The 20973-nt window shown below is 68.5% G+C and carries 15 protein-coding genes; 6 read left to right on the top strand and 9 right to left on the bottom strand.

What is annotated here, in order from left to right:
• Positions 1 to 543 precede the first annotated feature (543 nt).
• Complete coding sequence (locus SH922_RS05880) at positions 544 to 957, top strand: GNAT family N-acetyltransferase (protein WP_393055418.1); 414 nt, start codon at positions 544 to 546, stop codon at positions 955 to 957.
• Positions 958 to 1302: 345 nt separating this feature from the next.
• On the opposite strand, the gene SH922_RS05885 is transcribed toward SH922_RS05880, so the two are convergent.
• The 7 genes from SH922_RS05885 to SH922_RS05915 all read right to left on the bottom strand — a co-directional run bounded on the left by SH922_RS05885 (position 1303) and on the right by SH922_RS05915 (position 11827).
• Positions 1303 to 2949 carry a glycoside hydrolase family 28 protein gene (locus SH922_RS05885; RefSeq protein ID WP_393055422.1) on the bottom strand — a complete coding sequence of 549 codons (1647 nt, stop codon included), beginning with the start codon at positions 2947 to 2949 and terminating at the stop codon, positions 1303 to 1305.
• Positions 2946 to 4916 carry a beta-mannosidase gene (locus SH922_RS05890; protein WP_393055425.1) on the bottom strand — a complete coding sequence of 657 codons (1971 nt, stop codon included), beginning with the start codon at positions 4914 to 4916 and terminating at the stop codon, positions 2946 to 2948. The genes SH922_RS05885 and SH922_RS05890 overlap by 4 nt, the downstream gene beginning before the upstream one ends.
• Positions 4917 to 5007: 91 nt before the next feature.
• Positions 5008 to 6564, bottom strand: a complete 1557-nt coding sequence (locus SH922_RS05895; protein ID WP_393055428.1) for a hypothetical protein — start codon at positions 6562 to 6564, stop codon at positions 5008 to 5010.
• Positions 6565 to 6581: 17 nt separating this feature from the next.
• Positions 6582 to 8720, bottom strand: a complete 2139-nt coding sequence (locus SH922_RS05900) for a hypothetical protein (protein ID WP_393055431.1) — start codon at positions 8718 to 8720, stop codon at positions 6582 to 6584.
• 4 nt (positions 8721 to 8724) lie between these two features.
• Positions 8725 to 9612: a carbohydrate ABC transporter permease gene (locus SH922_RS05905; protein WP_393055434.1), complete on the bottom strand. Its 888-nt coding sequence runs from the start codon at positions 9610 to 9612 to the stop codon at positions 8725 to 8727.
• Complete coding sequence (locus tag SH922_RS05910; protein WP_392667606.1) at positions 9609 to 10586, bottom strand: carbohydrate ABC transporter permease; 978 nt, start codon at positions 10584 to 10586, stop codon at positions 9609 to 9611. Before SH922_RS05910 ends, SH922_RS05905 begins: the two co-directional genes overlap by 4 nt.
• A complete protein-coding gene (locus SH922_RS05915) occupies positions 10583 to 11827 on the bottom strand; it encodes an extracellular solute-binding protein (protein WP_393055437.1) in 1245 nt (414 codons plus the stop codon). The genes SH922_RS05910 and SH922_RS05915 overlap by 4 nt, the downstream gene beginning before the upstream one ends.
• A 537-nt stretch (positions 11828 to 12364) precedes the next feature.
• Here SH922_RS05915 and SH922_RS05920 point away from each other — a divergent pair.
• Positions 12365 to 13396, top strand: a complete 1032-nt coding sequence (locus tag SH922_RS05920; RefSeq protein ID WP_393055440.1) for a LacI family DNA-binding transcriptional regulator — start codon at positions 12365 to 12367, stop codon at positions 13394 to 13396.
• 279 nt (positions 13397 to 13675) lie between these two features.
• Positions 13676 to 16243, top strand: a complete 2568-nt coding sequence (locus SH922_RS05925) for a glycoside hydrolase family 2 protein (protein ID WP_393055443.1) — start codon at positions 13676 to 13678, stop codon at positions 16241 to 16243.
• Between the two features lie 397 nt (positions 16244 to 16640).
• Here SH922_RS05925 and SH922_RS05930 read toward each other — a convergent pair whose 3' ends face one another.
• Positions 16641 to 16817, bottom strand: coding sequence for a hypothetical protein (locus SH922_RS05930; RefSeq protein WP_393055446.1), 177 nt, complete (start codon positions 16815 to 16817; stop codon positions 16641 to 16643).
• Between the two features lie 200 nt (positions 16818 to 17017).
• Here SH922_RS05930 and SH922_RS05935 point away from each other — a divergent pair, with 200 nt between their 5' ends.
• Entirely contained in the window at positions 17018 to 17431 is a 414-nt protein-coding gene (locus SH922_RS05935; RefSeq protein ID WP_393063474.1) for an aldo/keto reductase, read from the top strand.
• Between the two features lie 4 nt (positions 17432 to 17435).
• On the opposite strand, the gene SH922_RS05940 is transcribed toward SH922_RS05935, so the two are convergent.
• Entirely contained in the window at positions 17436 to 18359 is a 924-nt protein-coding gene (locus tag SH922_RS05940; RefSeq protein ID WP_393055449.1) for a DUF2690 domain-containing protein, read from the bottom strand.
• A 244-nt stretch (positions 18360 to 18603) separates the two neighbouring features.
• Between SH922_RS05940 and SH922_RS05945 the strand changes: the two genes are divergently transcribed.
• Both SH922_RS05945 and SH922_RS05950 read left to right on the top strand, forming a co-directional pair.
• A complete protein-coding gene (locus tag SH922_RS05945; RefSeq protein ID WP_393055452.1) occupies positions 18604 to 19440 on the top strand; it encodes a peptidoglycan-binding protein in 837 nt (278 codons plus the stop codon).
• A 95-nt stretch (positions 19441 to 19535) separates the two neighbouring features.
• Positions 19536 to 20816 carry a GH25 family lysozyme gene (locus tag SH922_RS05950; RefSeq protein WP_393055455.1) on the top strand — a complete coding sequence of 427 codons (1281 nt, stop codon included), beginning with the start codon at positions 19536 to 19538 and terminating at the stop codon, positions 20814 to 20816.
• The last annotated feature ends 157 nt before the right edge of the window (positions 20817 to 20973 follow it).

A 20973-nucleotide genomic window follows, 5' to 3' on the forward strand; every position in this document is an offset into this window, starting at 1 on the left:
CCACCTACCACGTGACGCCCTCCCGCACAAACATGCAGGTCACAGGCATGGAGCGTGTGAGACATATCGAGCGCAGATGCGCCCGTGCTGACCCGGTGCTGGGTTCCATTGGCGTCCGTTCGGGACCGTTCGGGTGCAGCGCGCTGGTTCGGTGCTGACCTCGCGCCCCTCGCCGCCGGGCAGACGTCTGCTCATTTGGCGCGGCCGCCTTCCTCACTACCGTCCTCGCGAGCAGCCGAAGCAAGCGTAGGGGAATTGTTCGTGCGTGAGCCGAGGTGGGACGTCAAGGCGCTTGCCGCCTATCTCGGGAAGCCGACTTCTTGGGTGTGCGACAACCATCTCAAGGAAGAATTGCCGAGCTTCCGGGTAGGCCAACAGCTACGGTTTCCTCCAGCGGAGGTTCGACAACGGGCAGTACAGCTAGCCCCAGCCATGCGGAACGACTGTACGACGCCGTCCTCACGCTCGCCCTAGAGCACGCAGACGACCCCACGAACGTCCCCGCGTCCGCCGCGGCGGTCCTGCATCAGGTCCGTCCACGCGATGCGGAACGCATGGCCCGACTGGCCATCACACACGCAGGCAAGGTCCTGCGCCATCCCCATACTCCGACCAACTGGTACGAGGCGGTTGGCGCCGTGCGTGCGCTCGCTGCGACGGGTCAGTGTGTCGGTTGGCTACTGCTTCGACGATGCAGCGTGGGGCCACGGCTACGCGACCGAGGCCGCGCGTGCTCTGCTGCGGTGGGCATTCGACACGCTGGCCCTCAATCGCGTCCAGGCTGAGACCGATACGCGCAACGTGGCTTCTGCCCGCGTGCTGGAGAAGCTCGGCTTCGTGCGCGAAGGGACGTTGCGGGAAGACTGCGTCGTCAACGGCGAGGTCTCTCACTCATGGGTCTACGGGCTGATCAGGCGGGAGTGGCAGCCGTCGTCCGAGCCGGTTCCCGCCCACTGAGTTCCGTCGCTCGGCACCCGGGGTCGGCTGACCCCAGGCAACTGATCACTGCGCCTCATCCACACGCAACGGCGAACCGGACAAGGAGTTACACGGCTGCCGTCGGCTCTCGCGGTGCCGCACCATCCGGCCGGTGACCCGGCAGGGTACGCGAAGCCGCCGAACTCGTATGCCACGCCTCACGCTCGGCAGACCGTTGGCTCGGCGGTTTGGCGGACACTTCCTCGCAGTTCTCCTTCTGTCGTACCCCTCTCCCCGCAGCCCGGACTGCCCTGGTCAGGGCAGCGACGGACCTCAACTCGGTCACCCGGTAACCGTGCTCGCCGGGCACCGGCTGCCGGAAGGTCACTTCCGGGTGTCGTCTCCGATCACGCTGTCCGGGGTCGCCCCGCCGGTGGTCTCGACCGCGGTCGTAGCCCTGGACAGCTCGTTGCCGGCAAGGGCGATGTCCGTGGAGCGGGCCCCGCTCACCTTGAGGTAGACGTCGGTGCCGTGTGGGGCGCGGGAGCTGCTGAAGAAGGCGTCCCGGGTGTCCCTCAGCTCCAGCAGGGCGCTGCCCGGCCCGGGGCCCGTGCCGTTCAACGTATCCACCGAGAGGTCCACCACGTCGTCCGCGACCAGCAGCGGGCGCGGATCGGGCACGGTGGAACGGATCTCGGTGCCGGAGATCCGTACCCCGCGAGCATGGCGGACATAGAGGCCGTAGGCGGGCAGACGGCCGAACATCCTGGCTTCCGGATACTCGGCAACCTCCTCGGGGATCTCCCGCTCCACCCACTCGCGGCGACCGCCCTCGTCCGTGTCGATGCGGATCCCCGAGAGGACGACGTCCTCGACGGGCTGCTCGGCCAGCCCGGTGATCGAGGAGGTGAGGATCGCTCCGGTGGCCTCGATGCCGGAGATACGGATCCGGCGCAGACGGCCGGGCACCGGGTCGGGCTGCCCCCATCCCCGGTTGCCGAGCCGGATGAAGACGGGGGTACGGGTGTTGCGCATCCGGATGTCCGAGACGCTCACACCGTCGACCCAGCCGCCGTCGACCATCTCGATGGCGATGCCGGCGATGACGCGTTCGTTGAGCGGTACATCGGCGTTGTGGATCACCGAATTGGTGAACGTGATGTCCTCGAAGCCGCCCCTGGTCGCGGTGCCCAGCTTGAAGGCGTTGCAGCAGCAGGAAAGGACGCAGTTGGTGATGACGACGTTCCGGGTGACCCCGAGGCCGCCGTAGGGGTTCTCGCTCTTCAGACAGATCGCGTCGTCACCGGTCTCGATGTCGCAGTCGGCGATGATCACGTTCTGGCAGGCGGTCGGGTCGATGCCGTCGGTGTTGATGCCGTCGATCGGATTGCGGATGACGATGCCGCGGATGATTACGGTGTCGCAGGCGATGGGGCGCAGCGTCCACCCCGGCGAGTTGCGCAGGGTGACGCCCTCGATGCGTACGTTCCGGCATTCGGCGAGCTCGACCATGGGCGAGGGTCGGTCGTTGTTGCCGACCGGCTTCCAGTTGTGGGTGACGACGTCGGCCCAGAACCGGTCCGGCGGAGTGACCGGCCGGCCGGACGGTTCCCAGAATGCCGGGCCCTGACCGTCGATGGTGCCCGTACCGGTGATGGCGATGTCGGTGGCGCCGCGGGCGAACACCAGATGCCGCTGGCCCGCGTCGCAGTCGGCGGGCGGCCCCTCGTGCGGCGGGTAGTCCGCGAGGTCCGTGCTGCCGAGGAGGATCGCCCCGGCCTCCAGATGCAGGGTGACCCGGCTCCTGAGCTCGATGCCGCCGGACAGATAGGTGCCGGGCGGCAGGTGGGCGACGCCGCCGCCCGCGGCGTAGGCCGCGTCGATTGCCGCCTGGATCGCCGCGGTGTCCTTCGTACGACCGTCGGCCACCGCCCCGAAGCGGTCCACGGAGAACACCGGCGGTCCCCCCGCCTGCCGGTGTTCCCGGACCGGCGAATGCGCCGTAGCGGCAGCTTGCTGGGACACGGTCATGCTGTTACCACCCTTGCCACCGCGGCCCCGAACGGTTCGAGCACGATCTGCTCGGTGAGATCCCGGCCGTCCAGAACGTCCTCCAGACGGAAGCCGGCCCCGTCCTGATCCGGATGGGCGGTGACCGTGTCGCCGGACACGTTGACCAGCCATGCGTACCGCTGCCCCGAGGAGTGGAGCAGTCCGTCGACGTGGACCCGGGCGTCGTCCACGGTGAGGAAGGGGCGCACGCACGCCTGCGCCGCCAGGGCGCGGTAGAGGCGGTGTACGTCGTCGTCGCGGTGCGCGTCCGGTGTCGCGGAGCCGAAGAACTCCACGGGGTACGTGGCGAGATACACCGCGCCCCTGCCGTGGTCGCGCCGCACCAGCGCCGGGCGGCCCCGTCCGTCGCGGGCGACCACGACGCAGTCGGCGCTCTCCTCGTCCAAGGGCAGCATGGCCCGGGCGTCGGCCGGTCCGGAGACCGGGAAGCGCAGTGTGTCACCGGCCTTGAGATTGCCCAGCGGCTCGGTGAACTCCCAGGCGACGACCGGGTCGACCGGCTCGTTCAGACCGTACCGAAGTGTGTGCGAAGCGCCGATCAGCCGCTCGATGGGAGGCCACCAGGCACCGCGGTGGGAACCGCCGGCGCCGGCGAACCAGGACATGTAGACGTGGCTGCCCTGGTTCGCCCATTCCAGCAGCAGGTCGAAGGTCGGAGCGGTCAGCAGCTTGTTGGACGGGACGAGTACCAACCCGGATCGACGCGGCGTGTCCAGTTCGCGGCTCAGGGCCGGGGCGAGATCGGCGGCCCTCGCCGAAAGGTACGCGTGGTGGCTCACCGTCGTGATCGCGGTCCGCTCCGCGACCGAGACCCGGGGATGCTCCTCCAGGTGGGACGGGATCAGGATCGAGGTCTCGGTGTCCGGGCGGGCGCAGTTGTCGAAGTCGACTGCGTCGAGGAGGCGCCGGAAGGTGTCGATCTCGGCAAGGGCGGGCTTCGGCGTGCCGTCGGAGCGGGTGATGCCGAAGCCCAGCTCGAAGGGGCGGTGTCGGTAGGGGTCGACGGACTCCAGGGAGAAGTCGGTGTTGTTCCAGGCGAGCCAGCCGGTGGCTCCGGCGAGCAGCGTGTGGTGCAGCACCTGACGGTAGTAGTGGGCGGCGTTGCGCTCCGAGGAGAGCGCCGCGGAGACGCCGAACTCCTCCATCACCACCGGCTTGCCGAAGTGACTCATCTCGCAGGCCCATGCCGCCGCGGTGTGCACCCGTACCTGGTCGTCGCCCATCGGGTAGGTGTGCGGGCCGACGAAGTCGACCAGGTCGTCCTGGCGCCGGATCCGGAAGCCGTTGTCCTTGCCGGTGGTCTCCATCGTCCAGGCGCCGTCGCCCAGCGACACCGGCAGCCGGGAGCCGCCGGCCCGTACGGCCTGGGTGCAGATCAGGCCCCAGGCCCGGACCTCGTCGGGAGTGGCCGGTCCCGCGAAGATCGGGAACTCGTTGCTGATCAGCCAGCCGGCGACCGCGGGGTCCGCGCCGATCCTCCGGACGATCTCCCGGATGAAGAACGCCTGCTGGCCCAGCATGAAACCGTTCGTGTAGAGGTTGCGGCCCTCCCGCCACGGCACGTCCCAGTCCTCGCCGGACATGTGTCCGACCAGGAAGGTGGGAATGGTGGGCATCCCCATCTCCGCACTGGTCCGCAGGAATTGCCGGTACCGCTCGACGAAGTCCTCGTCGATCCGGTCGGGTTCAGGGTGGAAGTCCGGCCAGAACAGGAACGACCGGGTCACGTTGGTTCCGTGCTCGCGCAGGGTGCGCAGTTCCTCGCGGACGACCTCGTCGTCGTAGTCCCGCCACATGAAGAGGCTGCCGTGCCGTGACCAGTAGTTCGCTCCGAGCCAGAGGCCGGCATCGAGCCTGGGAGCCGGCCGTGGCACAGCGGTGCTGCTGCCGGCCTGGGGGGTGGGGCGGGAACTGGAGTCGGTCATCTGCTCTCCGTTTCGTTGACTGGGTGCCCGGCCCGGGGCCGTGGCGGAGGCGGCCGCCACGGCCCCGGGCGCCGAGTGATCGGGGTCGGGATCAGGTGGGCGGCGCCTGGAGGTGGACCGCCTCGATGCCGCGGTTCACCTCCCGCATGATGTCGGTCATGTCGTAGTAGGGCTGGTCCTGCTGGTTGGTCAGACCGACGTTGAACGCTTCGGTGGCGCCCGGCTTGTGGGTCACCGCCTGGTCGTAGGCGGAGAACCAGGCGAAACCGACGAAGGCCCGGCTCCCGGCCTGTGCCTCGACGAAGGCCCGGTACTTCTCCCCGCGGTCCCGCTGGCTGGTCGCCGTGGTTGCCGCGTTGGCCGCGGTCATTCCCCTCTCGGGGAACATGAAGGAGAACTCCAGGGTCAGGATCGGCTTGCCGTAACTCTCGTACTGCCGCAGATAGTCGACGCTGGTCGAGTACCAGTCGAAGGAGATGGCGTCGAGGTACTCGCGCCCGCCCACGTTCCACTCCGGACTGGTGCGCCAGGTGGGTACCAGGGAGCCGCCGAGGAAAAGATGGTGCGGGTCCTGCTTGTGGATCGCCTTGCGTACCTTCTTGAAGTACGTCTTCGAGGCCAGCGTGATGAACGCCGTGACGTCCGCCGCGGGCACCCGGGCGATGCTGATCGGGACGTCCCCCAGGGAGTGGAAGGAATCCGCGTCGGTGCCCAGAATGACGTTGACCCGGTCGATGTCGTCGCCGTAGGTGTCGGCCAGGTACCGGACGAAGGCGGTCTTCGCCGCGAGAGTGGAGTCGCGCTTGACCACCTCGGCGACGACGTCACGGCTCCAGCCGCGTTCGTTCTCGAAGAAATACCCGATGAGCCACGGGTTTTTGCGGTTCCCGTGCAGATCGAAGGTGCGGTCCAGCTTGGCCGAGAAGTCGGGGTCGAACGGGTCGATTCCCCACAGCACCCGGATCACGTCGGGAGGTGTCGGCGCCTGAGCGAGGTACGGCATGACGACTTCGGTGTCGAGCGTCCACTTTCCCTGGGCGTTGAACCCCCAGTCGATCATGCGTTTGGCGACCGTCCTGCGCCACTTGGGCCGGTAGTCGTCCCCGTACTTCCGCGCGAGGTTGGCCCTGAGGAAGCTCACGACGTGTCCCTTGTCGTCCTCGGTGTAGCAGGACGCGAACTGCACGGGGTCCGGCAGTTCCTCGAAGAGGTCGACGAGTGTGCCGTCCGGGTTCTTCCACCAGGTGCCGTACCCCCACTCCTCGGGAGAGAAGGCGTCCACGGCCTTGAGGATGAACAGATGGCCGTCCGGGGTGACGAACCACCACCGGCCGTCGATCTGCTCCAGCCGGAAGTAACCGGTGGCTCTGTGTCGTCCGAGCTCCTTCAGGCCGCCGTACCGGTCGTACCGGACCCGGTCCGGAGCGACGTGGGCCAGCCTGGCGGCCTCCTGCGCGTATTCACTGCGCAGTTGCTCGTCCGAAACGACCTTTCCGGGCCAGTCCTGGTGGAGGTACTGCCCGTAGCGGTCGACCAGCCAGGTGGCCCCTGCGAGTTGAGCCGGCGCGTCCGCGTGCGCGGGCGAGGCGAACTGGGACAGTGCGAGCGCGGCGGGAACGCCGCGTATCAGGGTGCGTCGCGAGATCATGGATCGAACTCCTTTGCTCAGTCCGGGCACACGGACTGGGTACCGGTGATGGGGAGGGGCGCATCCTGGTGTCGCTGTTCCAGCTCCTGGTGGGTCTGCGTCATGACGTTGGTCATGGCGGTGTAGGGCTGGTCCTGCTGGTTGACCAGGCCGAAGTTGAAGTTCTCCCCGTCGGACGCGCGACCGGTGATGGCCTGGTCGTAGTAGCTGAACCAGCCGGACCCGACGAAGACCGGGCTCTCGGCCTGTCCCCAGCTGAACTGCTGGTGCATGGTGCCGCGGTCGGCGATGTCGTCGGCGCTGACGGAGCCGTTGATGCTGCGCAGGCCCCGGTCGTGGACGTTGAACGAGTGCTCCAGGTTGAGCACGGGCTTGTCGTACGGCTCGTACTTGTCCAGGTAGGTCGCGCTGTTGCTGTAGACGTCGACGGAGATGGCGTCCACGGACTCGCGCCCGCAGACCTCCCACGCCAGGGTGGAACGCCAGCCCGGCACCAGGGCGGAGCCGAGGAACAGGTGATTTCCGTCGTACTTGCTGAGCGCCTTCCGGACGGTCGAGTAGTAGGTCTTGGACGCCTCGCCGATGAATTCGGTGCGCAGGGTGCTGCCAGTGGGCACCTTCGCGGAGAGGTTCGTGGTCTCCAGGGTCTCCTTGGTGCCCGCGGGAGTCCCCAGCTTGTTGTTGGTCTCCGTCAGGCCGTAGGTGTTGATCATGTAGGCGACGAAGGCTGCCTTGGCCGGAGACTGGCCGTCGACGTCCGCCAGTACCTTGGTCATCACGTCGTCGTCCCAGCCCCGTTCGTTGTCGAAGAAGTAGCCGATCAGCCAAGGACTGTTGACGTTTGTCTGGACGATTCCGGTTGGGGAACCGAGCTGCTTGTCGAGCGCCGTGGCGAATGCCGGGTCGAACGGGTCTATGGCGTATGTAGTGATGTATTTCACCGTCTTCGAGTCCGGTGCCGTGATCTGGCCTATCCAGGGCATCTGGAGGCCCCCATCGCGGGACCACTTGGACTGCGCGTTGAAGCCCCACTTGGTCAGGCGCTTCTTGGTGATGTCGCGCCACGGCGTCGCCCAGTCCGTGACTGGGTACTTGCGCATCAGGTTCGCCTTGACGAAGCTCATCTCCTTGCGGTCACTGCTGTAAGCAGCGGCGTAGGTCGCCTCGTCGGGCAGGGCCGAGAATTTCCCGAGCTGCAGACCACCGGAGTCCTTCACAACCGTGGCGTAGCCCCAGTCGGTGGCAGAGGTGGCGTCGATTCCCTTGAGAATGAACTTGTTGCCGTCGGGGGTGATGAACCACCACTTGCCCGTGCTGGCATCCTTCTTCAGGCTGAAGTAACTGGGGTGGTCCTCGGTAGTGCCGAGCGCCTTGACGCCTCCGTACTGGTCGTACTTGGCCGGGTCCAGCGTGACGCCGGCCAGCGCCGCGGTTTCGTCCGTGGCGTCCTGCTGCAGTTGCTGGTCGGAGGTCAGCTTCCCGGGCCAGGTCCCGTACAGGTACTGGCCGTAGATGTCTGCCAGCCGGGTGGGGACGGACACCTCCGCATCCAGCTGTGACTGGTCGTACGGGGCAGGAGTCGGGTCGACGGTGCCGCTGCCGGCCGTGAAGGTGACTTCGGAGAGCGGGAGGTGCAGGAACTGGTTGACGCGCGTCAACTTGATGCGTACGAACCGGGCCTGCGTGTTGTTCATCGCGACGGTGCGCTGGTAGTCCAGCTGGCTGCGGTCCCAGGCTTCGCTGTGCGCGACGCGGTAGGCGGTGCCCGCTTCGGTCCGGTAGGTGACCTCGATCTCGTCGAAGCCCCAGAATGCGTTGTCCGCCGTACTCGTGATCGAGATGCTGCTGAGCGGGCGGTCGTACAGCAGGTCGAAGACGAGGGTCACGCTCTTGGGTGCGCCCGAGGAACCCTCCCATCCGACGCAGTCGGTGGTGCTGCCGTTGAAGAGCTTGCTGTCCTGGAACGCAACCACACGATCGCTGCCCGCTTCCGGGTGCATCGACGTGGATGGGCTGCTGGCGTAGTAGTTCCCGTCGGTGACCGTTTCGGCCCGGGCGCGCTGAGCGCCCAGCAGCTGTACGGACAGGAGCGTCAGCAGCAACGCCAGCACCATGCGCAGCAGCCGGTGCCGCCGCAAGGCCATGCGTACGGTCATGGGGTCATCCCTTCAGACCGGTGAAATTGATTCCGCGGACGATGTGGCGCTGGAACACCAGGTAGAGCAGCAGCGGAGGGATGATCGTGATGAGCATCCCGGCGATGACCTGGTTCTGTTGCGTCGTCTCGGCGAGCCGTGGCAGCGCGACCGACAGTGGTTGCGCGTCGGGGTCGGAGATGACGATCATGGGCCAGAGGAATTCCTTCCAGGCGCTCATGACCGCCAGCAGGGACACCACGGCGACGATCGGGCCGGACATCGGCATGATGATCTGCCAGAACAACCGCCAGGGTCCGGCTCCGTCGACCTGGGCCGCCTCGTGGAGTTCGCGGGGCAGACTGTCGAAGAACTGCTTCATGATCAGTACGTTGAAGGCGTGTGCCCCCGCCGGCAGCCACACCGCCCAGGGCGTGTTGGCGATCGACACGCCGGTGAAGGGCATGTGGAGCACCACCAGGTAGAGCGCGACCAGCGAGGTGGTGCCGGGTATGAAGAGGGTGGCGAGCACGGCGTAGTAGACGACGCGGCCGTACCGGGGGCGCAGTACCGACAGGGCATACGCGCCGCAGGTCGCCACCAGCAGCTGGAAGAACCAGGAACCGCCCACCAGGACCGCTGTGTTGAGCAGGTACCGGCCGAGCCTCAGCCTCTCCCAGGCGCTGGCGAGATTGCCCCACTGGAAGACGGAGGGCCACAGCCGCAGTGGATCCCTGAGAATCTCCTGGGTGGGGGACAGGGCCCCCTTGACCGTCCACAGGATCGGTCCGAGGCCGGCGATCGCGACCACGACCAGGATGACGGGCTGCGAGATCCTCAGGGTCCAGCGTACGGAGGGGCGGCGCCGGTCGGCCGGTGAGATCACGCCGCGGAACTGGTCGTCGTCGCTCATGAGGTGCTCCACTTGCGGGTCAGTCGCAGATAGACGGCAGACAGCAGGGCCAGTGCCAGGGCAAGCAGCACGCTGAGTGCGGCGGCGGTGCCGTAGTCGCCGTTGAGGAACGCGTACCGGTAGATCAGCAGCAGGATGCTCACGGTCGAGTCCTCCGGTCCGCCGTCGGTGAGGATGAAGGGCTCGGTGAAGACCTGGAAGGTGCCGATGATCTGGAGCAGCAGCATGATCAGGATGACGCCGCGCAGCTGTGGCAGCGTTACGTGCCAGATGCGCCGCCTGATCGATGCACCGTCCAGCTCGGCGGCCTCGTACAGGTCGGCCGGCACGCTGGACAGCGCCGCCATGTAGATCAGTGTGGTGCTGCCGGCGTTCGCCCAGGTGGCCGCCAGCACCAGGCTCGGCATCGCGGAGGCCGCCGACTGCAGCCAGGGGTACGGGCCGAGGCCGATGTAGCCGAGGACCTGGTTGAAGAGCCCGAAGTCCGGGTCGTAGAACCAGCGCCAGAGCATCAGTGCGACCACCGGCGGGACCACCACGGGGAGGTAGATCAGCACCCGGAAGACCCCGCCCAGTCGTCTGAGCTCGGTGACCAGCATCGCCAGCATGATGGGGACCGGAAACCCGATCACCAGGGCCAGGGCGACGAACCAGGCGGTGTTCCGCAGCGTGGTCCACAGGAGGGGGTCGTTGAACAGGAACTGGAAGTTGTCCAGCCCGACCCAGGTGGGTGGGTTGACCAGGTCGGTCTCCTGGAAGCCGAGGATGACACTCCGGCCGATCGGCCACCAGGCGAAGCAGCCGAAGAGCAGCAGCAGCGGCAACAGGAAGAGTAGCGAGGCGAGCCCGAAGCCGCGACGACCCGGCGGGCGGAGCAGGGCGAGACGCGAACCGAGGCCGCTCGGCCGGGTGGTGTCCGGCTGCTCCTTCCGCGGTGGCGCGGTGGTACCACCGGCGGGCTGGACGATGGTCATCGCTGGGCCCGCTCCAGTGCGGGGACGGCCTTCTTCTCCGCCTTGTCCAGCTCGGACCCGGGGTCGGCGCTCTTACGGGTGAGCACGGCCGTCACGGCGCTGTCCAGGGCGGCGTACACGTCCTGGGCGGCCACCGACGGCTCGACGACGAACTCCTGCTGCTTCACACCGCTGTTGAAGGGCGCGAAGTTCTCGAGCGGGACGGTGGCGTGCTCGTTCCGGGCCTTGTCGACGGGGCCGCTCACGGTGGGCTGGTAGAGGGGAACGGTCGGCGTGCCCACCGGGATGCCGTCGGCGGCCTCCGCCTTCGCCCGCGTGCCAGCCTCCGCCGGGTCGTGCTTAGCCCTGAGGTAGTAGTAGTCGATCCACTTCACCGCGGCTTCGCGCTGGGCTGCGTCGGCCTTCGGATTGATCACGGCCATCTTGCCGCCGAGCATGGTGGCCGACCGGCTCGCCGAGGGCAGTGCGGCGACACCGTAGATCTTGGGGTCGCCGTTGTACTTGGTGATGTGGTCGACGTAGGTGCTGGGCGTCGCCATCATCATGCCGATACGGCCGGCCGAGAACGACTTCTGGATCTCGCCCGCGTCCCGCAGCTGCTGGGTGCCCATGGAATTGTCCTGCCAACGCAGCGCCTTGAGCCATTCCAGGGCCTGCTGCACCGGTGTGTCGTTGAAGGCCGCGACCTGCTTGCCGCCCTCTTCCTTCTCGATCCGGCCGCCGTACGTGTACGTCATGGCGGTCAGCGTCCAGCCGCCCGTGTTGTTCGTCGTCGGCTGCGCGTAGCCCGGCAGGCCGGTCTTCTCCGAGATCGCCTTCGCAGCCTGCCGGACCTCGTCCCAGGTCTTCGGCGGGTTGTCCGGATCGAGCCCGGCCTTCTTGAACAGTTCCCGGTTGTAGACCAGGGAGAGGGCGAACTCACTGGTGGGCAGGCCGTAGTTGTGCCCCTTGGCATCCGTGCCCGGCGCCAGCGCGCGCTTGTCGAACTGGTCGGCGTCCGGCAGAGCCTTCACCTGGTCGGTGATGTCCGCGATCTGGTGGCGGTTGATGAGCCCCTGGGGTTCGGTGAGCGGCACGATGAACGTCGTCTCGAGCTGGCCGCCGGCCAGCCGGGCGGCGAAGGTCTTCGCGTCCCAGACCGCTTCACTCGGCTTGACAACGATGTCCGGATTCGCCCGCTCGAAGGCGGCCACCTGGTCGGTGAACTGATTGCGCAAGGTCATCTGGGTGGTCGGGGGCATGTCCGTCACCGTGATGGTCACTTTGCCGCCGGCGGCATCACTGCCGGAGTCCGAGGACGAGCAGGCCGCGGCGGTGAGTGCGACTACCCCCGCGGTACAGCAGGCGGCAAGTCTGGACCATGGTGTTCTCATCTCATTGACTCCCTGTCCTTGGCGCGCGGCAATTCGGCAAGGGGATGCCCACGGCGCGGATGCGCAGCGGGTGTGACGAAGGAGTATCGGGCGGTCGCGGCACGAGCACATCGGTCGCGACTCCTCGCCCGTCTGCCTGGTGGCAGAGCGGGCGTTACCAGTGGTGCGGCTCCAACTCACTCCCGAGGTAAATCGGTTGAGCTGGGACAGTAGTAAGCGCTTCGATGAGGGTCAAGACTTCCGTCACCATGAATCCTCGGCACCTCTGATGGGTCGTTACAGACCGAGATGACCGCAATTGGGGTGCTCCGCAGATGATTTGACAGCTCATCAATTTTCACCTCGTTCGGAAACCGGTATACCTGCTGGGGTCACACGCGTCCGGTGGGCGCTAGCCTGAGCGTCGTGACCGAAGAGCAGCAGGACCCACGCCGGCGGCCGACGATCTCCGATGTCGCCACACGTGCCGGGGTGTCCAAAGGAGCCGTCTCCCGGACTTTCAACGGGGGCAAGGGCATCAGTACCGCCACCATGGCGAGGATCAGGGCCGCCGCTGCCGAACTCAACTGGACGCCCAGCACCGCGGCCCGCGCCATCGGCGGCGGCCCCGCACGCGCAGTGGGCATGGTGCTGCGCAGACCAACGGAACTCCTCGAACTCGACCCGTTCTTCCCCGCGTTCCTGTCCGGTGCGGAGAGTGCTCTCACCACGGTGGGGTACGCGGCGGTGCTGCGGTTCGTCGCCGACGCCCACACCGAGCGCGAGGCATATGAGCAGATGACCGGTGAACGCCGGGTCGACGGGTTCCTGCTGACCGACCTGCGCCACCGCGACCCGCGCTTCGAGTGGCTCAGCCGGCTTGGCACCCGCGTCGTGGTCGCCGGATCACCGGGCCGCACCTGCCCCTTCCCCTGGGTCAGCACCGGCGGCGCCGACCAGGTCCGCGAGCTGACCCGCCACCTCGTCACCCAGGGACACCGCAACATCGCCCATGTCTCGGGGCCCGCGGGTCTGCGCCATGCACGGAGCCGGCGGCAGCTGTGGGAGGACACCCTGGCCGAAGCGGGACTCGAACCGGGCCCCGTGGTGGCGGGCGACTTCACCACCGAGGGCGGCGCGCAGGCGACCCGCGCACTGCTCGACCGGTCGCCTCGCCCCACGGCGATCTTCTACGCCAACGACCTGATGGCGATCGCCGGGCTGTCCGTGCTCGCCGAGAACGGGGTGAAGGTCCCCGAGGAGATGGCCGTGGCCGGGTTCGACGACATCAGCCTGGCCAGCTACGTCACCCCGGCCCTGACCACGGTGCGCTGCGACTACCGCCGGATGGGGCAGATCGCTGCCCACACGCTGCTGGCACAGCTGCGCAACGAGGACGTGGCCCCCCAGATCACCATCGGCGGCGAGCTCCGCCTACGGCGGTCCACCGGCGCGTGAGCGCACCTGCCCACGGCCCGTCCCCTCCGGCTCAGCATAGGAGCACCGCCTCATGCAATTGCGGACCACAGACCTGCCCCGCACAGTCGAGAGGGGGGCCGCGACGACCGGTTGCGCCCGTCCCCTCCCATCGCGTTCGGTCGGACTGCCGTCCGGCGCGGGCGCCGGCCCGGCCGGCAGCCGGTGCGCTGCCGGCGGCACCCGAAACCGTCTGCCGCACCCGGGTGGCGGAATCGACGTGTCCGCACGCCCGAAGAAGGCCCCGCGGCGGAGGGCGCGATGAACGACGACACCGCCGCCGAACCCGCACCTGCGTACGTGCCCGCCTCCGACCCCGGCGGGCCCGGACACCAGACCCCCGCCGGACGGCACACCACCGATCTCGGCGGCATCTGGGAATTCACGACCGACCCGGAGACGGCCGTGTGGGACCGGCTGCCCGTACCCGGCAGCTGGGACGTGAACGACAGATACGCCTGCCACCAGGGCGACGGCTGGTACCGGCGGACCTTCGACACACCCCGATTCGGTGACGAGCAGGTGGTCCGGCTCCACTTCGAGGCCGTCTGCTACACGGCGACCGTCTGGCTGGACGGCACCCTGCTCGGCACCCACGCCGGCGGGTACACCCCCTTCGAATACGACGTCACCGGGCTACTGACGACCGACGGCAGCCCCAACACCCTCACCGTCAGGGCCAACAACGACGAGGTCGTCGGCGCCACATGGCTCTGGGGAGGAATCTCCCGGCCCGTCTCCCTTGTCGTCGATCCGGCAGTACGTATCGAGAGGCAGCGGGTCACCGCTCACCCCGCACCGGGGGACGGCACCGCCGAGGTGGCCACGGATGTCACCGTGTCCAACGCCCTCGGCCACGACCGCACCGTTCGGCTCGGCGGCATGCTCACCGGCACGTCGGGCCGTGCCCTGCGTTCTGGGACGCTGAGCCCCGAGCCGACCGCGGGCCAGGACCTGACCGTGCCGGCCCGCTCGGTGCGGACCGTCCGGCTGACGACCGTCCTGCCCACCGGCTCGTATGAACTGTGGTCCCCGGACCATCCGGCGCTCTACCGTGCCACCGTCACTCTCAGTCAGGGCGGCCGTCTCTCGCACGCAGTCTCCGACCGGTTCGGCATCCGCAGGATCGAGATACTGCCGGACGGACTGATGCTGAACGGCGAGCGTCTGCGGACCGTGGGCTTCAACCGCGTCCCCGGAGACCGGGTGCACGGCGCCACCGAGCCGCCGTCCGTGATCCGCGCCGAGATCGACCGCATGAAGCGGGCCGGGGCGGACATGACCCGCATCCACCACGTCCCGCAGTCGCCCGATCTCCTCGACCACCTGGACGAGATCGGGATGCTCAACATCGCCGAGATCTCCGTCTGGGGGCAGGAGGCCTGTCTCGACCCGGAACGCTGGATGCCCGAGCTGCGTGAGATGGTGCACCGGGACGCCAACCATCCCTCGATCTTCGCGTGGTCCGTGGCGAACGAGATCAGGGGCACCGAGGAGGCGGGCCGGAACTTCGTCCGGGCGCTGATCGACCGCACCCGCGCCGAGCTCGACGACTCGCGCCCCCTGACGTATGTCAGCAACACCTTCGGCGACATCGGAGGCCCGCAGGACGAGGCACTCCAGTACACCGACTTCATCGCGGTCAACATGTACCGGGACTACGCCGAACGGCTACGGCAGTTGCGCGTGCACTACCCGGACAAGCCGGTCTTCGTCAGCGAATTCAGCAGCGACGGCTACACCTTCACCCCCGACCGCGAGAGCGTCGAGTACGCCTCGCAGTATGACGGCGGGATCCCGGCGGAACTGTCAGGTCTGCCCTGGGTGATCGGCGCCTCCCGGTGGACCTTCGACGACTACCGCAGCCGCTTCCAGGGGACATCCGTCAATCAGCTGCGCGGGTGGGGCGTGCAGACCGAGTGGGGCGGCCTGAAGCGCAGCTACGACCGGATGCGCGCCGCGTTCGCTCCTGTCCGAGGGCTGCTGCCGGCCCCGGTGGACGGCGGCACGCGGATCACGGTCGTCCCGCGCGGCGCGGGCGAACTGCCCAGCCGGGTACTGCGCGGCCACCGGCTGCACTGGCGGGCGGTGGACGCGACAGGCGGCACCGTCGACGAGCGGTACGTCCCACTGCCGGACATCACACCCGGCGGCACGCCCTTCAACCGCGACATCGGATGGCGGACGGACGCGTGGCCGGACAAGGAGGCCATCACCGAGCACGTGGGGCTGGTCGACCCACAGGGGTACGAAGTCGCCGTCGCCGACCTGGCCCTGGCCGCGCCCGCAGCCCCCGGCGTCGCCCAGACCGTTGTGGCCGACGGCGCTCTGCGCGTGGTTTTCGGCCACGTGCCGGGAGCCGACTCGTACCGTGTCGAAGCGGCATGGGAAGGCACCGGCCCGGCGACCTTTTCACGCATCGTCCACAAGGACTGCCATGCAGACATCGCGGGGCTGCTGAACGGAACCCCGTACCGGGTGCGCGTCGTCGCCGTATGCGCGGCGGGCGAGGCCGCGTCCGAGTGGAGGACCGGGCTCACCCCGCGGGCGGACGCCGGGCCGTTGCCGCCGGACGCACAGGCGCTGACGCCGGTGCCGGCCGGCGTCGTGCTCCACTGGCGCGGCGGGGAAGCGGACCTGGCCTGCGCCATCGAGGTCGCCGACGCCCGCAGCGCCGAAGTGATCCACTCCGGGACCACCGCCGTCCGCGGCTTCAGCCGCATCGAAAACCTGGGCTCCGGCCGCCGGGTACGGGTCCGCATCCGGGCACTGCGGGCCGATGGCGTGGCCAGCGCATGGTCGCAGTGGCTGGAGGCAAGGACCGGGTAGCGCGCCCGTCGGGCCGGACAGGGCTGGACAGCGGGCTGTCCACGGCAGTCAGCGAGTCGGCCGGTGGGCCGGGTTCGGGACGGATGCGACCGGCCCCGCCCCCGGCTGCCTCCGAGCCCGCCGGCCTCAGCGGGTCACGGACCTTCCCGCGCATGTTCCGTCTTGCGGCCGCCTCCCCATGCGGCCGCCCGGCCACCAGCGGACGATACGGACTCTGCCGAGAGGCAACGACCGGGGCGGGCGCGCCGGCCCCGCCGACCCGTGCGCCATTACTCGTGGCGGCGCCGGGCGGCAACGCGGCGATACAGAATACGGAGACGTGCGTGCCCGCGGGTCCCCAGGCCGAACTCCTCCGACAGGACGACACCTGCGTCCCTTCCTCGTCGTGCAGAGGGCGTTAAGTCCGTTTCTGGTAGCGGCCCCGTCCGGGCTGGGTGAGGAAGCCTTGCCGAGTGAGGCGTCCGAGGCGGCTGCGGGTGACGTTCACGGCCGGGTCATCTGTGTGCATGCCGAGGAGTTCGTTCAGCTCACGGACCCGGAACACCTGGTCGGGGTGCTGATTGAAGGCGTTCACGATGGCTTGGTAGGCGGAGTTCGACTCGGGCGGATCGGGCTCGGTCCCGGCCGGTGCGAGTTACGCCCCCGCTCCATGCGCGCATTTCGGCATGGACATGCTCAGCGGATGGCCTGCACGGCGATCAATGCCACGATCGAGTGATCACGAACCGAGGAAGATCGGACTTAACGTCCTCTAAGGTCACCTTTGCCGAGCAAGTGCTGGGGCTACGAGCGGACGACACCGCCATTGCAGCGCTTGGTGGAGGACGTCGGCCCCTACCCTGCCGAGCTGCTTGTCGCGACGAAGGTCGGAATGGTGAGGCCGGCCCCCGATACCTGGCACCGCACGGCCACCCGGTCTACTTGCGGTCCTGCGTTGAACCCAGCCTCCGCCGCCTCGGTACGGAACGGCTGGAACTCTGCTACCTCCACCGCATCGACCCGGAGGTGCCGCTCTCCGACCAGCTCGGCACGCTTCAGTTTCAACCGCGACCGGTGGCGGCGGGTCGGCGAGGTCGAACCGGATCTTCGAGTAACGCCCAGCGTCGGAAGGCCATGGCGCTGCTGGCTGCGGAAGATCGGGCTTGTGGTTGGCCTGCTCAAGGGTGCGGTCACCCCGCAACCGGGTAGTCGCTTAATGCGGGCTGGATCCCGCGGTGCCCGTAACGGCGGTGGTGGCGCAGATGGTGCCGCGGCCTTGAATGCGGGCGCACGCTTGGGCGTCGGCGGGGTCGTTGACCGGCGCCATGCGGGTGTGCGCGTTGATTCCCCATCGTTGCTGGTATTCCTCGGTGCTGTCGGGGCCGGCGTTCGTGGGGGTGATCAGGATCCGGTCGCCAGGGGAGGTGTGATTCATCTTGGCCCAGGCTGCGCGGCAGTGGCGGCTGTAGCGCAGCTCGACCACTGCACCGTACTTGCGTCCGACGAACACAGTGACGGCGTCCTTCGAGCAGATGGTGGTCGCGGGATCCAATGAGGTGCAGGACGCGGCCGAGCAGGTAGCGGTGGCCGCTACGGTCGGGGTCAGGCCAGCCGAAGCCGTCGGACCGGGTGCACCGGCTTGGGCCGATTCGTCGTCACCGGCGCCCCATAGCCATACGCCGACGACGGCGCTGGCAACCACGCACACGGCGGCGACCGCCATCCACATGCGCATGCCCCTCTGCGTCTGACGCACTTGTTGCGCCTCGGCCGAGGCGCCGGCCCCGGCCTGGACTTGGACCGGTTCGGTCGGTGCCGGCGGGTTCGGCGTCCGAGGCCCGCCTTCCGCTCGTTGATGCAGCAGCAGTGCATGACGGAGCTCTTCCACGGTCGCCGGTCGCGCACGCTCGGATTCTGAACGAACACGCCATGCCGCTTCGATCGCTTCACGGGAAGGGAGGAGCTGGCCCTTCTCCCAGCGGGAGACCGTCGGCTGATTCGAGTAGACCTTCTCGGCGAGCCGAGCCTGACTCAGTCCGCACTCGCCGCGCCACCGTGCGAGGAGCATGCCCAGCTCGGCCCGGGCTGAGGCCGGCTCCTGCTCCTCGTACACAACGGTCTCCTGCTTGTCGCTCATACCGCCCTCGGTTCACTGCGCATATCCCCAGTTCAGAGCCATACATGACATCCCGTATATGCCCCGTTTATGCGTGCATGACCTGGTGGCGGATCAGCCTAGAGATTCTCCGGCCGGATGCGGGAGGTTGTTCGTGGCCGATGTGAAGGTTTCGGCCACACCCCCTTCCGTGCCTTCGGGCCGCCATGCCCTGTGCACGGGAGAGCCATGTCTCAAAACCCATGACACGAAAGGGCTCACCCGCATGAACACCACGTTGACCCCGCTTCTGCGGAACATTGCCGTCACGGCCGTCTCCCTGGTCGCCCTCGGAGGCGCCGGCACCTTCGCCTCCCCCGCTCTCGCCTCTGCGAGCGACGGTGCGACGGTCGCTCAGGGCGCCCGCGGCCAGCACCTGGCCCCCTCGCGGGGGCGAGCCGCCGCACCGGCCGGCAGCACCGTCCACGCCGCAACGAAGGCATGGCCCCGGCTGAACGCGGGATCCCGTGGCACGGACGTCCGCAGCGCCCAGCACCTTCTCGCCGCGGCCGGACACAAGGTCGCCGCGGACGGCGTGTTCGGCCCCGGCACGGCGAGTGCCGTGAAGGCGTTCCAGAAGAGCCACAGGCTCAAGGCCGACGGAATCGTCGGCGCGAACACCTGGAATGTGCTCGTCACCGGGACCTCGAACGCCCCCGCCCCCGGCAGCGGCCGTCTGACCAACCGGCAGGCCCTGGCACGGCTCGCTGCTGCCGGGATTGAGCGCCCCGCCGGACGCACCAGCCTCGAAGGCGTACGTGCCCGCACCATCGCGGGCGTCATCGCTCTCAAGAAGGCCAGCGGCTGCCCGATCACCATCACCGGCGGCACCGAGTCCGGCCACGGTGCCGGCTCCCGTTCCCACGCCAAGGGCTACAAGCTGGACCTCCGTACCCGGGACGAGGGCGGCTGCGTCACCGGCTGGATCAAGAAGACCCAGCGCAAGGGCAAGCCGCGTGGTAACGACCCCCGTTGGCACGGCAACCTCAACGGCATCTCCCTTGAGTACGTCTACGAGACCCCCAGGCGGGGCGGCGTCCACTGGGACATCACCTTCGTCTGACCCGGCCGCTCCACACGCCGTATCCGGTGGCCGCGCCCTGCCCGGGCGCGGCCCCGCCCCCGAAACACCCGTGACCAGGAATCGGAACAGCAGCCATGAAGCACTCACCCCGCCCCCGGCCTCTCGCCGCCACCGCAACGTGCGCCGTCGCAGCCCTCACCGTGCTCGGCGTCGTGCAGGCACCCGCCATCGCCACCGCTGGCAATACCCCGGCCACCACGGCGGCGCGCGCCGCCGACGCACCGAGCAGGTATCCCGTCAAGGGCATCGACACCAGCCACCACAACCATGACGCGACGGGCAAGGCCATCGCCTGGACGCGCGTCGCGCGCAGCAACGCGTTCGCGTTCCTCAAGGCCACCCAGGGCACTCGCTCTCATGACGGTTGGTTCGCCCGCGACTACCGCGCCGTGTCCGCCACCACCCTCATGAGGGCGCCCTACCACTTCTTCGCCCCAAGGAACACACGCGACGGCGTCGCACAGGCAGACCACTTCGTGCGCACCGTCCGCGCGGCCGGCTACACCGGGACGAAGGCCGGCGACCTCCCGCCGGTCCTCGACCTGGAGAGCGTCCCGGTGAACGGCAAGGACGTCTGTCCGAAGGCCCTGCGCGCCGACCAGTTGCGGACGTTCCTCCAGCGGGTCAAAGCAGCGTTCAGGGTGACGCCCATCGTCTACACGCGCGCGTCGTTCGTGAACGACTGCATGAATGGCAAGGGCGACGTCTTCCGCGGCTATCCACTGTGGCTCGCCCGCTACTCAAGCACTGCGAAGGAACCGCAGAACGTGCCCGGGGCGGGAGCCTGGACCTTCTGGCAGTACACCGAGGCCGAGAAGGTCCCCGGCGTGCCCGGACAGAAGAACACCGTGGGCATCGCCGACCGCAACGTCTACCGGGGCTCTCTCTCCCAACTTCGCGCCATGGCCCACCTCGGCGCCGACCCGCGCCCGCGCCCTGACGCCACCTGGCCCACGCTGCGGCAGGGCAGCCGGGGAACGGACGTGACCACGGCTCAACTGTTGCTCACCTCCCGCGGGTACTCGACCCGTGCGGACGGCTCCTTCGGTGCACGCACCCGGCAGAAGATCAGCGCCTTTCAGCGTGACCGGAGCCTCACCCCGGACGGTGTCATCGGCGCCACCACCTGGAACCGCCTCGTCGTTACCCTCAAGGCAGGTATGAAGGGGCGGGCGGTGACGGCTCTCCAGCATCAGCTGCGGGACAACGGCTATCAAGTCTCCGCCGACGGCGTGTTCGGCCGTACGACAGAGACGAGGCTCAAGGCCTTCCAGCAGGCCCGCGACCTGGGGGCTGACGGGGTGGCCGGTGCGCGTACCTGGACCGCGTTGGTGGCCGGGGGCTCCGGCCACTGAGCTTGGCTCTGTCGGCGACGACCTGCGGCATAAATGGACGACCGTGACCTTGACGAGCGGTCTCCATTCACGAGGTGTCCCGCTGGCTCGGACATCGCTCGATCAAGGTCACGGTGGACCGGTACGGCCACCTCACGCAGGACGGCCAGGAGCGCTG

It is taken from the genome of Streptomyces sp. LN549 (assembly GCF_043203805.1).
Taxonomy (GTDB): Bacteria; Actinomycetota; Actinomycetes; order Streptomycetales; family Streptomycetaceae; genus Streptomyces.

Bases quoted from the DNA above. Each gene is read 5' to 3' on its own strand.
- SH922_RS05880 (WP_393055418.1), top strand. From the start codon at position 544: ATGCGGAACGCATGGCCCGACTGGCCATCACACACGCAGGCAAGGTCC.
- SH922_RS05885 (WP_393055422.1), bottom strand. From the start codon at position 2,949: ATGACCGTGTCCCAGCAAGCTGCCGCTACGGCGCATTCGCCGGTCCGG.
- SH922_RS05890 (WP_393055425.1), bottom strand. From the start codon at position 4,916: ATGACCGACTCCAGTTCCCGCCCCACCCCCCAGGCCGGCAGCAGCACC.
- SH922_RS05895 (WP_393055428.1), bottom strand. From the start codon at position 6,564: ATGATCTCGCGACGCACCCTGATACGCGGCGTTCCCGCCGCGCTCGCA.
- SH922_RS05900 (WP_393055431.1), bottom strand. From the start codon at position 8,720: ATGACCGTACGCATGGCCTTGCGGCGGCACCGGCTGCTGCGCATGGTG.
- SH922_RS05905 (WP_393055434.1), bottom strand. From the start codon at position 9,612: ATGAGCGACGACGACCAGTTCCGCGGCGTGATCTCACCGGCCGACCGG.
- SH922_RS05910 (WP_392667606.1), bottom strand. From the start codon at position 10,586: ATGACCATCGTCCAGCCCGCCGGTGGTACCACCGCGCCACCGCGGAAG.
- SH922_RS05915 (WP_393055437.1), bottom strand. From the start codon at position 11,827: ATGCCCCCGACCACCCAGATGACCTTGCGCAATCAGTTCACCGACCAG.
- SH922_RS05925 (WP_393055443.1), top strand. From the start codon at position 13,676: ATGAACGACGACACCGCCGCCGAACCCGCACCTGCGTACGTGCCCGCC.
- SH922_RS05940 (WP_393055449.1), bottom strand. From the start codon at position 18,359: ATGAGCGACAAGCAGGAGACCGTTGTGTACGAGGAGCAGGAGCCGGCC.
- SH922_RS05945 (WP_393055452.1), top strand. From the start codon at position 18,604: ATGAACACCACGTTGACCCCGCTTCTGCGGAACATTGCCGTCACGGCC.
- SH922_RS05950 (WP_393055455.1), top strand. From the start codon at position 19,536: ATGAAGCACTCACCCCGCCCCCGGCCTCTCGCCGCCACCGCAACGTGC.